The organism is Paenibacillus sp. MER 99-2 (assembly GCF_023714095.1).
Lineage (GTDB): Bacteria > Bacillota > Bacilli > Paenibacillales > Paenibacillaceae > Paenibacillus.
In genome coordinates this window covers 182,509-197,505 of the sequence record NZ_JAMAUZ010000005.1, presented here as the reverse complement: position 1 = coordinate 197,505, position 14,997 = coordinate 182,509, and the positions used below count along the sequence as shown (strand labels likewise).

13 protein-coding genes and 2 riboswitches are annotated in these 14,997 nt (G+C 47.4%); of the genes, 10 read left to right on the top strand and 3 right to left on the bottom strand.

The annotated features are described in order from the left end of the window. The first annotated feature begins 116 nt into the window (after positions 1 to 116). The 5 genes from M3636_RS20970 (at position 117) to sdaAA (ending at position 6,020) form a co-directional block, all read left to right on the top strand. Positions 117 to 707, top strand: coding sequence for a PH domain-containing protein (locus M3636_RS20970; RefSeq protein WP_251383877.1), 591 nt, complete (start codon positions 117 to 119; stop codon positions 705 to 707). Further along, positions 700 to 2,337, top strand: coding sequence for a PH domain-containing protein (locus M3636_RS20965; protein WP_251383876.1), 1,638 nt, complete (start codon positions 700 to 702; stop codon positions 2,335 to 2,337). Before M3636_RS20970 ends, M3636_RS20965 begins: the two co-directional genes overlap by 8 nt. After that, a complete protein-coding gene (locus M3636_RS20960) occupies positions 2,338 to 3,612 on the top strand; it encodes an MFS transporter (RefSeq protein WP_251383875.1) in 1,275 nt (424 codons plus the stop codon). Positions 3,613 to 4,044: 432 nt separating this feature from the next. After that, positions 4,045 to 4,170, top strand: a riboswitch (glycine riboswitch). Positions 4,171 to 4,174: 4 nt separating this feature from the next. After that, positions 4,175 to 4,309, top strand: a riboswitch (glycine riboswitch). A gap of 111 nt (positions 4,310 to 4,420) precedes the next feature. Beyond that, on the top strand, positions 4,421 to 5,110 hold the full coding sequence (gene sdaAB, locus M3636_RS20955; RefSeq protein WP_128100043.1) for an L-serine ammonia-lyase, iron-sulfur-dependent subunit beta: 690 nt from the start codon (positions 4,421 to 4,423) through the stop codon (positions 5,108 to 5,110). Further along, complete coding sequence (gene sdaAA / locus M3636_RS20950; protein WP_251383874.1) at positions 5,100 to 6,020, top strand: L-serine ammonia-lyase, iron-sulfur-dependent, subunit alpha; 921 nt, start codon at positions 5,100 to 5,102, stop codon at positions 6,018 to 6,020. The genes sdaAB and sdaAA overlap by 11 nt, the downstream gene beginning before the upstream one ends. Positions 6,021 to 6,242: 222 nt before the next feature. Here the strand turns inward: sdaAA and M3636_RS20945 are convergent, their stop codons facing one another. Further along, the gene (locus M3636_RS20945; RefSeq protein ID WP_251383873.1) at positions 6,243 to 7,997 is read right to left on the bottom strand and encodes an alpha-glycosidase; all 1,755 of its coding nucleotides are present in this window, start codon (positions 7,995 to 7,997) and stop codon (positions 6,243 to 6,245) included. Positions 7,998 to 8,306: 309 nt separating this feature from the next. On the opposite strand from M3636_RS20945, the gene M3636_RS20940 reads away from it, so the two are divergent. The 5 genes from M3636_RS20940 (at position 8,307) to M3636_RS20920 (ending at position 12,960) form a co-directional block, all read left to right on the top strand. Further along, positions 8,307 to 8,990, top strand: coding sequence for a response regulator transcription factor (locus tag M3636_RS20940; RefSeq protein ID WP_251383968.1), 684 nt, complete (start codon positions 8,307 to 8,309; stop codon positions 8,988 to 8,990). Then, positions 8,987 to 10,531, top strand: coding sequence for a sensor histidine kinase (locus tag M3636_RS20935; RefSeq protein ID WP_251383872.1), 1,545 nt, complete (start codon positions 8,987 to 8,989; stop codon positions 10,529 to 10,531). The genes M3636_RS20940 and M3636_RS20935 overlap by 4 nt, the downstream gene beginning before the upstream one ends. A gap of 72 nt (positions 10,532 to 10,603) precedes the next feature. After that, positions 10,604 to 11,518 (top strand): ABC transporter ATP-binding protein, encoded by a 915-nt coding sequence (locus M3636_RS20930; protein WP_251383871.1) that lies wholly within the window; start codon positions 10,604 to 10,606, stop codon positions 11,516 to 11,518. After that, complete coding sequence (locus M3636_RS20925; RefSeq protein WP_251383870.1) at positions 11,515 to 12,225, top strand: ABC transporter permease; 711 nt, start codon at positions 11,515 to 11,517, stop codon at positions 12,223 to 12,225. The genes M3636_RS20930 and M3636_RS20925 overlap by 4 nt, the downstream gene beginning before the upstream one ends. Continuing rightward, a complete protein-coding gene (locus tag M3636_RS20920) occupies positions 12,226 to 12,960 on the top strand; it encodes an ABC transporter permease (RefSeq protein WP_251383869.1) in 735 nt (244 codons plus the stop codon). A gap of 218 nt (positions 12,961 to 13,178) precedes the next feature. Here the strand turns inward: M3636_RS20920 and M3636_RS20915 are convergent, their stop codons facing one another. Further along, a complete protein-coding gene (locus tag M3636_RS20915; protein ID WP_174715326.1) occupies positions 13,179 to 13,742 on the bottom strand; it encodes an acyltransferase in 564 nt (187 codons plus the stop codon). A gap of 47 nt (positions 13,743 to 13,789) precedes the next feature. Beyond that, positions 13,790 to 14,929: an acyltransferase family protein gene (locus M3636_RS20910; RefSeq protein ID WP_251383868.1), complete on the bottom strand. Its 1,140-nt coding sequence runs from the start codon at positions 14,927 to 14,929 to the stop codon at positions 13,790 to 13,792. Between the last annotated feature and the right edge of the window lie 68 nt (positions 14,930 to 14,997).

The window sequence follows — 14,997 nt, the reverse complement described above, 5'->3', positions numbered from 1 at the left end:
TCAATATTTTCTGAAAATATAATATGGGAAAGTTTGCCACACTCAAAACAATCATGCTACGATAATTTGCAGGTAATAAAGCAATAAGGAGTGGTGATGAGAAGGGTGATTAGAGAATGAACAATATACACAATGATGATACAAGTGCTAAAGAGAACACAACAGGCGGCACAATAGAGGAGAGCGAATTAGTAGAAACCACATCCAATGCTTCTAGTCCAAAATCACTAAAATCACAGAGCCTTCGACGTCTTCATCCCAAAGTAAAGCGGGCAACCGCTATGACATCGCTGATCACCAATGGAATATTGGGCGCTATAGCGGCTGCGTACTTGGTCGTAGCATTTAATCGAGATTGGACGTTGTGGCCAGGCTGGGCTGCGCTCGGATTATGCATCTTGTCCTTCATCTGGTTTGGCTGTGCTCTGCCAGCACTCCAATATCGTTATTTCAGTTTCCGAGTTGCTGAGGATGAGCTTGAAATTCATTCCGGCTGGCTGTGGATTACTGACACGATTGTGCCAATGACACGTGTGCAGCAGGTAGAATTGGAGAGCGGCCCGTTGCTGCGAAAGTATGGGCTGGCTAAGGTTAGCATCGTTACCGCGGCAGCTACACTTGAAATCGCTGGTCTGGAGCGTGAGGAAGCGGAGCAACTCAAACGAAATATTGGACATTTAGCCAAGGTGGAAGATCGAGATGAATGAGATGAATGAAACGAGTGAAACAACACGCCTACACAAGAGTTATATTTTATTTCCTTTGTTCAGTGTCCTAAAATCGTTACTTCCCTTCTTCGTACTACTAGTATTCAAAGGGCTGAATTGGAGCGAAATCCCTTGGTATTTCTATGCAGGAGGTATCGCGCTTGTTTTGCTGCCCTCTCTTCTATATGGCTGGTTGAAATGGCGGAAATTCAGCTATACCCTGCAAGAGGATCGCATTGTACTACGGCGGGGGATGTTTGTACGGGAAGAGAAGTCTATCTATTTTAGCCGGATTCATGCTGTACAGACACAGCAGCCGTTAATTCAGCGAATGCTTCGAATCGCACAGCTTAAGATTGAGACGCCTGGTGGTAACAAAGAGGCAGATGGTGTGTTACCCGCTCTCCGTGTTGATGAAGCGAAGCGAGTGGAGCGATGGCTGTATCAGAAGCGGACTGAGGCAGTGGTGAAGGAGTCTGCTGTGATCACGCTCGAACAACAGATGGAGACATCCAGGGTAGAGATAGGAACCCATGATGAATATGCCGGAATTAAACGTGAGCAGGGTACAGAACCCGGTCTAGGATCAGTTCATGAGACGGGTGCAGATTCTAGACCAAACAGGGTGGATGGCTTAGAACTTCTAGAACCTGTTCATGCGGAAGATCCTGTACAACAGGAGCCGCTCCTGCGATTGTCGGCGGGCAGATTGTTTGTAGGGGCATTGACGACCATGAATCTGCCGCTCCTGCTCGTTTTTGGGACAGGGATCTATTCCTTTGCAGATGATCTGCTACCGGATCATTTTTATCGACGTCTAGTGGAGGAAGCTGGGAGTTTGCCGGCCATTTGGTGGCTAGGTCTAATTCCTCTCATGTTCCTGCTGGCTTGGATTCTATCAGCGGTGTTATTCACGATTAAGTATGCTGGGTTCACGGTAGAGCGTGAGGGTGGCAACATCTCCATCGTCTCAGGTCTGTTGGAACGCAAAAAGCATGTGTTTTCGCCTACCAAGGTGCAGGCAGTCGCCATTAGAGAAGGCCTGCTGCGTCAACCCTTCGGGTATGCGGAGGTTGAGATTTATGTGCTGACTTCCGAGAAGGAGAAAAAAATGATGCTTCACCCTCTGTTACCCATGCGTGAGGTGAACGAATTGCTGGCAAGCATCGTGCCACAATATGAATTACAAACAGATATAGCGCAGCCGCCGACACGGGCGCTCTGGTTGTTTCTCCGTTGGAAACTGCTGATTGCCCTGCTAGTTGGAATTGCTGGAACGATATATTTTGGCATGGTGGGCGTAGGGCTATTCCTTCTGCTGCCTGTGTTCGGTATGTGGGGATATGCACGCTACAAGGATGAAGGACTGAACATATATGAGAAGCAGCTATTGATCCGCCAGCGGCAAATCTCCCGTCTGACCGTGTTAATGCGCCGTCCTCATGTGGTTACAGTGAATACCATCGCAACATCCCGCCAACGTGCTAGGTCATTGCTAACCGTACAGGCCACATTGATGGTGAACCGTGGTGGCTGGAGGGCGACCTTCTTGGATCAAGCTCATGCGGTTGCCGTTATGAATTGGATGCATCAGGCTTCTTTCTATTCAAAGTCGAGGGGGAAACGATAGATGAAGAACAGCCGGGAGAGGGTAGAAAAGTCTGATAACCAGCCTGGCGGCTGGAAGCATGCCGGACTGTTATTAGGTGGAGTGGGTATATCCAACCTGGGTGATTTTATCTACATTGTCGCTATCAACCTGATGGTGCTGAACATGACCCAATCTCCAGCAGCCGTAGCAGGGTTATGGATCATCTCGCCAATCGCTTCAGTATGCACCAAGTTCTGGTCAGGCAGTGTCATTGACCGCTACGATCAACGCCAGTTGATGATTGGGGCAGATATCATACGGGCATTGCTGGTCGCGACACTTCCCTTATTTTCAAATCTGTGGATGATGTATGCTGTGATGTTTCTGATTAGTATGTCGTCCTCGATATTTGTACCTTCTTCCCAGGTGTACATTACTCGGCTGGTACCGGCTGAGCGGCGTAAGCGATTCAATTCGATGCAGGCACTCATTAGCTCAGGAGCTTTTATTACGGGGCCTGCTGTAGCTGGCGTATTATTGTTCTATCTATCCCCCGCAGTAGCGATCTACGTGAATAGTGTTTCGTTTGCTGTGTCCGCTCTGATTCTTATGATGTTGCCGAAATTGGGTATAGGCGAGCAGCGTGGTGGGCCATCGAAATTGTCGCCGCGGATCATCGCTCAGGACTGGCAAGCCGTGCTAAGGTTTAGCCGCAAGAGTGGTTACGTTGTAGGGATTTACGTCATTTTTCAGATTGTTCTCGTCATTGGCATGTCGCTGGATGCACAGGAAGTCGTGTTTATTCGCCAGGTGATGAACTTGTCTGAATCTCAATACGGGGCATTGATGAGTGTTACTGGCGTCGGTTATCTAGTTGGTTCGCTGCTTGTCACCCTGTTTGCCAAACATATTCCGATCCGTCATATGATGGGGATCGGCGTGCTTATGGTTTCGCTTGGTTATTTCCTATTTGCACGTTCGTTTTCCTTCGAGCTTGCAGCGTTCGCCTTTATCTTGCTTGGGCTGTGCTCAGCACTTGCCAACACAGGCCTGATTACCTTTTACCAGAATAATATTCCGGTAGATCTAATGGGCAGGATGAGCAGTGTCATTGGACTGATGCTGAGCGCGCTTCAAGTGGCTTCTATTTTGATTGCAGGGGTAGTGGCAGAATATTTATCCCTTCGTCTTGTGTATACGGTTGTCTCAGCAGCCATGATGTTAGTGGCACTTATCTTATGGATCACCAGCTTGCTTCCTTCAAGAAGTTCGTATTATCAAGAGGCTGTGACGAAGAGTGCAACGATGAAGTAGGTTAGACTGATGCGGAGAACAACTGCAGAAGTGAAATGGCTCGACAAAAAAAGAAAGAAAGTAATAGTAAGTAAGTTGGGCATTGGTGTGTCCTATAGGGGAGAAGGTCTTGGACAGAAGGTTTTAGACAGAAGTTTGCCTTAACACCCGAACCATTGGACACACCTGAACATACATAGAATTAACAGCAGAGATGTAAACAAATGAATAAACATGAGTGCCGATGTGACAAAAGTTCACAGTAGATAACGCTTACATTTGATTTGAAGCTAACAAATCGTTAAGTTTATTGACATGAAACTTCCGGTCGATTAATCTTAATGAGTAAGAGTGTTTTTTCGTCGGATCACGATATGATTTAGCTTTAATGTCACTATTTTGAATCATAATTATCATCATTCTGATCTCATCAGAATAATTCCATACAGCGAATGATAACGAGCGGGAGAGACCTGAGTTGGCTAAGTAAGATGGCCTGCGATCAGGCACCGAAGGAGCAAGCTGCCTACGCACCCGGCGCGGCGGTTAATCTCTCAGGTAAATGTACCATCGTTGGACGCAACTCTGGAGAGTGCGCATGATGCGCCACCCAAGGGGTATATGATTAAACAGCTTGGTACAGTATGTGTAAGAACAAGGCATGCACTGTATCGACTGACGCTGTTGATCATGAAACTCTCAGGTATCGAGGACAGAGAGAGGGCTTAAGGCCTTCTTCTGTCCTTTTTTGATGTCATCATTCAGTAATAATGGAACGTTATGGTTAAGTATCTGGATGAACATGACGAATACAAATGGAGGGTTTTTGATGCGTTTTAAAGATGTTTTCTCAATTATTGGTCCATCCATGACGGGACCTTCAAGTTCACATACGGCTGGTGCGGCGAGACTTGGCAGAATTGCTCGTCAGTGGTTGGGTTGTACGCCGGAGCGCGCCCGGTTAACACTATACGGATCGTTTGCCGATACGTATCAAGGGCATGGCACAGATCTTGCGCTAATCGGCGGATTGCTTGATTATGCGACAGACGATCCGCGAATACCGGATGCTGAAGAGTATGCAGAGCAAGCGGGTATGGAGGTTGAGTTTTTCACAAGTGGCCTACCTGCTCCCCATCCCAATACGGTCAAAATTGAACTGTGGCACGGTGACCGTGAATGTTCATTGATTGGTGCGTCCATTGGGGGCGGCAGTGTGTCAGTGCATGCCTTGAATGATTTTCGCGTCCAGATCAGTGGGGAGTTCCCAACATTGGTGCTGCGTCATGCGGACAAAGCAGGGGTGCTTGCATCCGTGACGTCCACCATCAGTTCCTCAGGCGTGAACATCGGTTATATGCAGGTAGACCGGAAAGGTCGGGATGGTGAAGCATTGACTGCGATGGAGATGGATGGGGCGCCAGACCCGAATATGTTAAGCCGTTTGAAGTCGCTGGATCATGTGCTGGATATTCGTGTAATTGATTTGAAGAAGGGAGTGAGTCCAGATGCGATTTAAGCATTTGCATGAACTGAATACGATCTGCACGGCTGAATCCAAGACCATTGCTCAGTTAATGATTGAAGAACAAGTCCAAGAGACGAATACGCCGGAAGCAGATGTCGTGCAGCAGATGTCTGAATATTATCAGGTGATGAAGGAAGCGGTTCATAAAGGACTGAATGAAGATACAGTTTCGCGCAGTGGTCTGACTGGTGGAGACGGCAAGAGGATGGCGGAATACATTCGTAAAGGAGAGACTTGCTCAGGTGATGCTTCAGCACTTGCGATGGCATATGCCCTGTGTGTCTCTGAAGTCAATGCATCCATGGGGCGAATTGTTGCTACACCGACAGCGGGTTCGTGCGGCATTATTCCAGGTGTGTTCATCAGTTCACAAGAACGTTTTGGCTGGACTGACGAGCATCTGGTTAACGGACTGTTCTGTGCTGGGGCGATCGGATATGTTATTGCAAACAATTCGTTTATCTCTGGTGCTGAGGGTGGCTGTCAGGCTGAGGTAGGCTCCGCGATTGGTATGGCGGCGGGTGCTATGGTTGAGCTACGTGGAGGCACGCCGGAGCAGGTTGTTCATGCGGTAGGTTTGGCGTTAAAAAATACACTCGGTCTCATCTGCGATCCAGTCGCAGGTCTCGTCGAAATTCCTTGCATCGTCCGCAACGGACTGGGCGCTGTAACCGCTCTAGCCGCTGCTGATATGGCACTTGCTGGGGTGCGTAGCGCCATTCCATCGGACGAAGTGATTGATGTCATGCTTGAAGTGGGCAGTGCTATGCCAAGCAGGCACCGTGAGACGGCTCAAGGTGGACTGGCTCAGACCCCGACAGGACGCAAAATGATGGAGAAGCTTGCGAAACCGAAGGCAAAACGTGCTCCGGAACCAGAGTTAGAAACAGACGGGGCATAGGGTTCAACGTCAGAATAAAATTAAAATATGAAGAGGCGCCTAGCAGTGTAGTAACCTTCTGCTGGCGCCTCTTTGGCATAGATAGATCTGAAACGAAAAGCTGGCATAAGAGTAGTATTTGTATTGTGTAATATTCGTACCGCGTGCCAGTTACAGCACCCGGCGCGCGCAGTATTCTAGGTCACGCCAGACTTCTCGATGAAGTCTGGCACGAACCTTATATTACTCCAGAGCCATGCTTAATACTGCATATCCATAAGCCGGAAGCTCAATCGCAAGTATGCCATCCTCCAGTGCGATCCGGTGCTTCTCGCCAAACAGCTCATGCCAATCATCTGTACTCGTCTCCAGCTCAACGATGGCCGTTTCTTCTGAGCGATTGAACAGAATTAGAATGCGCTCTTCTTCATCCTGACGTTCCATGACAAGCTGGCTACCACCTTCGCGGGCTTGTAGGAATCGAATCGTACCTTCAGCACGCAGAGCAGGATGAGCGTGACGGAGCGCAATAAGTCTCTGATAAAAATCAAACAGGTCACGGTCTTGCTTCGCCTCATCCCATTCCATACATTTGCGACATCCAGGATCATGATCACCGTCTAGTCCAATCTCGTCTCCGTAATAGATACACGGTGCACCCATGAAACTAAATTGGAATAATGCAGCCAGCTTCATCTTCCGTTGATCCCCTTCACAGAGGGTAAGCAAGCGGGGTGTGTCGTGGCTATCTAATAAGTTAAAAGCGACCTCGCTCGCCTGATGAGGATAGCGGGATAATTGACGACCAATAGAATTAGCAAATTGCTCGGCATGCATTGTATTTTTGACAAAGAAATGATTGACCGCTTCGGTAAACGGATAGTTCATCGACGCATCGAACTGATCACCCTGTAGCCATGCAGACGATTCGTTCCACACTTCGCCAAGGATGTAGGCTTCCGGATTGGCAGCCTTCACAACCCGGCGGAAATCTCGCCAGAAGGCATCATCTACTTCATCGGCGACGTCGAGTCGCCAGCCATCGGTGCCTACCTCTTTGATCCAATACTCGGCAACCTCCAGCAAATAGGCTTTCACCTCGGGATTCTCTGTATTTAGCTTTGGCATATGGGCTTCGAAGCCAAAGGTCTCATACGTGGGAATGCCATCCTTCACATCCAGCGGAAACTCATGTATGTGGAACCAGTCCTTATATTTGGATTCTGCGCCGTTCTGCTGTACATCGACAAATGGTGCAAATGTCTTCCCGGCATGGTTGAATACCGCGTCCAGAATGACACGGATTTCACGCTCATGGCACAGCTTAACAAGCCGTTTAATGGTCTCTGCATCTCCAAAGTGCCGGTCTACCCGCATGTAATCTTCGGTGTCGTATTTATGATTGGTTGTCGCTTCGAAGATCGGTGTGAAATAAATCGCATTAATGCCAAGCTCGCTGAGATAATCGAGGTGATCAATGACGCCTTGTAGATCACCGCCGAAGAAATTAAACGGTGTCGGCTCGCCTCCCCAAGGCTCCACCTTCTCAGGATTAAGCTCAGCATTCCCATTTGCGAACCGTTCGGGGAAAATTTGATAAAACACGGCATCTTTCACCCAAGCAGGTGGCGTAAATACAGCACCTTCATGAATGTAGGGGAACTGAAACATTCGCCCCGGCTCATCGGGTTCTTCCTCTTGGAAGTCGGTTTCAGTCATCCAGATTTGTTCGGTTTCACTTTTGAGGAGAAAAGCGTATTTCAGACGGTGATAAGGAGGGCGTACTTGCCCTTCATAATAATCAAACATCGAGTCCGATGTATACTTCGTTAGAGGGATCAATTCTTTCGTTTGTTCCCAAGCGTATTTGTCCCCAGTCAGGGCGTGTACCTCGGTGAGGTCGTTCTTTTTGGCACGTAAACGCAAGCGAACGGTATCCTTGTCATAGGCATAAGCCCAATTGCGTTTGGTTTGATGATAGATGGCTTCCAGCAGCATAGTAAGTATCCTCCCGTCTTAACACAAGCGTATGTTGGCATGTTGGATCGTAATCCCTCGAATGTGGCTGATTACTCTGCATGATGCAGAGCATCACTTGTTTATGTAACATTTCCCAGATGAGTGATTAGGTTATAATGGAATGTAGAGGGACTCACTGTACCCCGATGTCATGAATTTGTACCCATTTAATTCAAGAAGCTTGCCCTGATCGTTCAGATCCAAGAGCTGAGAATGATTGGACAATCGCTAGGGCGCTTCAAATATATATTTAACCCAAAGGGTAAAGAAGGGAAACGAATCGAGCGTATGAAGCCGAAACTATTATACATTGAAGATGAGATCGAAATTGCGACATGGGTTAGAGCAGATCTGGAAGAACGTGAATATGAGGTCATCTGGTTGGAAAGTGGTGAAGGTGCAACGGAGGCTGCCAAAGGCTGCTCTCTGATTATTCTTGACGTCATGCTTCCGGGTCTGGATGGATTTACGGTAGGGCAGCGACTCAAAAAGGAACATCCTTCCATTCCAATTGTCATGCTCTCGGCTAGAACGTCTATTGACGATAAGCTGCATGGACTTGATTTTGCCGATGATTATGTCACGAAGCCTTTTCACCCGGACGAACTAGCCGCTAGAATAGAAGTCCAATTGCGTAAGGCTGGCACGAATATCACTGCGGATGAAGTTGTGAAGCTTGATCATCTGTCCATCTATGAGAAGGATAATCGGATTATGAATGAGCTTACGCAAGAGGAAGTCATTCTATCTGGGAAACAGTTTCATATTTTTGCGTACCTGCTCAGGCACATGGGCATGATTCGAACGAAGGAGCAAATCTATGAAGCGGTCTGGAATGAGTCCTATCTGGACGGAGACAAAACATTAATGGTACATATTCGTCATCTGCGCGAGAAATTGGAACGTGACCCAGCCAATCCGACCATCATTCAGACAATCCGTGGTGTCGGTTACCGCGTGAAGAAGCCATGACATGGTGGCGATTAGGCTCACGCGAAGGCAAGAAGCGACAAGAGCAGAAGTCTGTGAAAAAGAAAAAGCTCCGTTTCGGACGTTCCTTAATGTCCCGTTATATGTTTCTTATTTTGGCGGCCATTTTATTCGTGCCTGTCGTTCTTCCAATTACATCTATCATTTACGTGGTTGTGGTGAACAATAGTTATAACAATGATGCACCTTATGGTGACGTAAACCATATAAGCAATCTCTGGTCTAAAGAGGCAATGAGATTAGGCGATGCTACTTCAACCGAGATTGATCAACGGATCAAGCAGCTACATAGCAGGTATCCCAAGTCTTCCATGTACCGGGTGGATGAACGTGGGAATACAATCTTTATGTTAGCAGGCGAAGGCGTAACTCTGTCAGAAGTATCGTCAGGCGATACGGTCATGAAGACGCTGAGATGGACATTGGATGACGGAAAGAGCGTCGTGACGCAAGTTCCAACCGTGTGGGATGCGGCAACTACGTTGCAATTTATGAAGGAAGCGACGTATCGAGATCCGCTCACGGTGGTTTCTTTTATCGAAGGCGGCGATCAGGACAAGGGAAAAGGCTTCATGGTAATTGAAGTTCCTCGTTACTTGATGCAAAAACAACAAAATAACTGGCCGATGGAGCTCCTGTACTTAGGGCTATTCATGGCCATCATCTTTCTATTCTTCATTCTGATGTCGATTCTGTTCTTCGCTCGTATTCGCAAGCGGTTAGTCCGTTTACAGACGGCAATGATGGCGCCAGGCAAGGAAGGCATCCCGCTACCCGTTGATATCCGACGAGAGGATGAGATTGGGCAACTGGAGGAGTCGTTCAACGATATGATACGTCAGCTTACAGATAGTCGGCACCGGGAGAGAGAGGAAGAACAGCTGCGCAAACGTCTCATTGCGGGGCTTTCCCATGATCTTCGCACACCGTTGACGGTTATTCGAGGACATATGCACGCTCTGCACAAAGAGCAGCTAAGTCATACGGGCAATAATTCATTACTGCGCATGGAAGCGAAGATGGAGGATCTGGGTGGACTTATCGACAACATGTTATCCTATAACCTGCTGACGAGTGGAAAGTATACGTTGAAGCTGGAGGAGAAGGATATGCTGCGGATCGTCAGAGAAGTAGCTGCGGCATGGTATCCAGTATGGGAGAAGGAACAGTTCGATATCGACATTGATCTACCGGACGAGCCTCTACTCTGGCAGGTGGATGAACAGGGCATGCGCCGTATTCTCGATAATCTGTTTCAGAACATTGTTCGATATGCAGCAGTAGGCAAATATATTGGCATCTCGACAGAGCAGATTCAGGGACAGACGGCACTACTTATTCAGGATCATGGGCCAGGCATGCTGGAGGATACAGGTACGAAGGGGACTGGGCTTGGTCTATCCATCGTGGATCTGTTGGTTCGTGAGATGGGTCTCCGCAAGAAGGTGGACAGTTCAGCCGAAGGGGTTCGAATCTATCTCTATGGCGGCTCAGGAGTGAAAAGCGATAAAACTGATTTTTAAACTAAACTTAAACTTCAGATAACGTTGATTTTAACCTTGGCGGGTTACGATGTTATCCGAGGTGATTAAACAGTGAGTGATAACATTATTCAAACGGCTAATCTATGGAAAACATATCGTAATCGAGCAGCAGTACGTGAGCTTGACCTGAATATCAAAAAAGGAGATATTTACGGCTTCTTAGGTCCGAACGGTGCGGGCAAAACAACAACGATTCGCATGCTACTAGGCTTAATTAAGCCAACAAAGGGTGTTATTCGAATCTTCGACCAAGATATTCGCAAAGATCGCATGGACATTCTGCGGCGTATAGGATCACTTGTTGAGTACCCTTCGTACTATGGTCATCTGAATGCGGTGGAAAATCTGGAGGCATTGCGCCGGATTATTAACGTGCCGAAGTCGAGAATTGCAGAAGTTCTGTCCATCGTGGATCTGACTCGGGATGCCAAACGTCCAGTGAAGGGATATTCTCTGGGAATGAAGCAACGTCTGGGTATCGCGAGCGCCCTGTTGGGTGAGCCTGAGTTATTGATTTTGGACGAACCTACGAATGGGCTTGACCCGGCAGGTATTCAGGAAATTCGAGAGCTGATCAAACGCATGCCGCTGGAACACGGTATTACAGTTCTTGTATCCAGCCACTTATTGAGTGAAGTGGAGCAGATGGCGAGCAGAGTTGGCATTATCCGCGAGGGTAAGATGGTGCTGCAGGATACCATTGCTAATCTGCACAGTCAAACGGGCAGTTCTATTTGCCTGACGGTGTCCGAACCGGAAGACGCGATCAAGCTCGCTAGAGAGCAGGGGCAATTCGGTCAACGACAAGGTTCCGTGCTAACGTTCCCGTACATGGATAATAGCGCTATCGCATTATTAGTAAGACGTCTGGTTGAGCATGACCATGCCATCTATCGTGTAGAGGAACATCGCCAATCGTTGGAACACCTGTTTATGCGGGTGATTGGTGAGGGGGCGACCGTATGACGGGGCGTGCTTTATCATCGGATTGGCTTAAGATTCGTGGCAAGGGCATCTGGTTTCTTGTATTCCTCGCTCCGATTGGTCTTACACTGATGCAGGCGTTGAATTTTGGATTACGATTGGATTATCTAAAAGGTGTTTATGGCGGAAACCTATGGGAAGGTCTACTGGAGAATGTCATCGTCTTTGTACCCCTGGCGCTCATGTTAGGAGCAACCATTATTAGTTCCATGATGGCGAATGTGGAGCATGAACAGGGCTCATGGAAGCAACTGCTGGCATTACCCATTTCAAGACCAGCGGTGTACTTAGCTAAGTTCATTATGACATGTGTGCTGCTGATCATTTCTTGTTTACTGTTATCCATTGGTACTGTCGGGCTGGGATTGATCTTCGGGTTCGACCCAAGCGTGATTCCGTGGATATCCATTGTTAAATTAGGTATTCTGCCGCTGGCTGGTGCACTGCCCGTATTATCCGTGGAGCTATGGCTCACCATGGTTTCCAAGAATCAGGCTCTACCTGTAACGTTTGGGATTGTTCTCGCAGTGACGGGGATGTTTGCGCTGACGATATCACCACATTTTCCACTTGCTTGGTCGATGATGGCATGGAAAGGCTCCTTGATCTATCCTTCGTTGGGCTTAGGCGTAGGCATCTTGATTATGCTGATGGGTATGGTTCATTTCAGTCGGAAGGATGTGGCGTAGATGGGTTTTGCAACAACTTATTTCCGAATCCTATCTTCTGAACGATTGAAAATGGGCAAATCACCCATCTGGCTTCTGATTCTGCTGAGCCCGTTAATCGCGCTGCTCATTGGTCTGCTGGCAACGCCTTCGGGGCAATGGAAAGTGCTTATGAACACGATGGTGCTCCTACATGGCCTGCTGCTACTTCCAATTCTGACCGGCGTATTTACTTCGTTCGTTTGTCGGTTTGAACATTCTGGCGGAGGGTGGAAGCAGATGCTTGTCTTACCACTTACACGTACTGGTGTATATGCGGCCAAGCTCACCATTGTGTTGTTGCTCTTAGCGGGTACACAAGTGTTGCTATTTGCAGCCATTATGCTGGCAGGTCTCGTTCATGGTATAACAGAACCAATACCGTGGGGATTAATTGCGGGCAAGTTATCCCTTGGACTATTTGCCTGTGTGCCACTCGCTGCGCTACAACTGCTGGTCTCCTTGATCTGGAGCAGCTTTGCCGCACCACTCGCGCTGAACTTTGCTCTAACGGTACCGAATATTCTGATCGTGAACTCGGTGACATTTGGTCCATATTATCCGTGGGCACAGCCGGTCATTCTTATGGCGCCGATGGAAGGCGGGGGATTTGGAGCTTACAACGTTCCGCTGGCAACGATGCTGACGGTTGTTGGTGGAAGTGCCGTTCTTTTTATCCTCGCAGGTATTCTCTATTTCAAGAAAAAAGAGATCTGATGAAGTGTGCCCCCTTGCTCCTTCTCGGTATATATAAGTTCAACTAAAGAAGGTTTACACTTACCACTTCGATGACAGAATAACCTTCCGATCGCTGTTATCCCCAGATTTTTGGATTCTCTTATTCCAATAGAAATCCCCTTCAAGCACAGCGTTCAGATGTGATCTGCATGAATGCCTGAAGGGGATCTTTGTTTGTTATAGCACGAGTTTATTTGCTATCTTCTAATCCATCCGTCATGGATGGTTAATTCCCGAATGACTTTGGCAGGTGCTCCAGCCACAAGGGTGTTATCAGGAACATCCTTGGTGACGGTGCTTCCGGCAGCAACCACGGCATTTTTGCCAATCGTTACGCCAGGAAGAATGAGAGCACCTGTTCCAATCCAGGCATTATCCTGAATCGTTATCCGCTGTGCCATCTCACTCCCGTCATCCAGAGAATCGATTCGGTGGTATGCACTATCGAATATACTTGTGCGCGGTCCAATCATCACATTGTTACCAATGACAACCTCTATATTGGCGGCTATTCCTACGCCTGCGTTAATCAGTACATCGTCTCCAATGGTTAGACGTGCTCCTTTGACCACTGTTAGCTGGGTTCCCCAAGGTTTCCCTATGATGTTAAGTCGTTTACCTACCTGCAGTTCTCCCGATTTGTTCAGATACACTTTGCCTCGTATTCTCGGCAGTAATCCAAGTGTAGGTTGTATTTTCCCGAACACAGCCCATCCCCGCATCTTGCCATACGCAATCTTCACCTTGTTCGGAAATACCATGTTCAACTTCATCCCTTCTGAAGGTTTATCCAAATTCAAATCTAAGCTTAGGCAGGTACTTCTCCTGTTGTGCTGCGCTCCACCTGAACAGGAGTAGCGCTTCGTCCCTTCCCAATCTGACCGACCACGAATTTTCCAACGCGAACGCGATTGAGTAAATACACCGTGATGATGGAGAACGTGAGAGCTCCTAGGAACAGAACCGGAATCGTGAAATACCCTAATGATAAGGAGGCGGCTTGTAGTAACTGTGCCATCAGATGAAGGTAGAGCCAGTGAACAAGATAGATCCCGAAGGAGTAGTCACTGATAAGAAGTAAACTTCGTGGAACACGTTGAAGTCGGCTTGCGAATTGGTATAGCCCGAAGAAGAGAAAAGTCGTGAGCAAGAGCATATCAATCCGCTTGGAATCAGAGACAGGAATGATTTCGCTATGGTACAAGAATAATACGATTCCCATCAGAACCAATGGAAGCGTGCTGACCCATACTTTATGTTTGGCAAGAAGGGCTTTGAACTGTTCTATATTTCGACCACAGTAGTAGGCGAGTGAGAAGTAAAATAACCAGCCGACAAAAGGCAACCAATTAAAGCTACTCCAGATGATGCCGGATAGCGGAATACTTTCAATTTTGCCTACGAAATTAAAAAATCCAAGATAAGCGACATTAATGATAAATGATACGGTGATTACAGTTAAAGGATTCCATTGATCGAGGAACTTTTTGAACAGGTAGAACAGTATGTAGAATTGAAAGATAATCACTACGAAATATCCGTGGAATCCTGCCAGAAAGATATGTTGGAATAACACGCTGGGTAGGCTTCCGAAGCTCCGATTCTCCGCGTCAAGAAATCCGGATACAGCAAGTCCGCTGTAAATTCCGCTGAATATAAGAAATGGAATGAAGATGTACTTGAACCGTTTGAGGAGGAATCCCTTTCGGATTCCGTCGCGGTATGAGTAGGAGAGTAGGAGAATGGAGATGAAGACAAACATTGGGGTGCCGAATTTGAGAAGAAGGTTCAGACTATCCAAAATGTTTCTTCCAATGACATGCGAAGAATTCAACAGGTCGGTATAAAACTTGGTGGAGAAACCGATCGAGTGTGTGAGTACGATGGCTAGACATGAGATGCTTCGGAGAAAATAAATTTCAATTAATTTCTCTTTTTTCACAGACATATGCACATCCTTTTTTTGTATCCATTATAACTTGTTTGATACAAAATGTATCGTTATATTTGTATAAA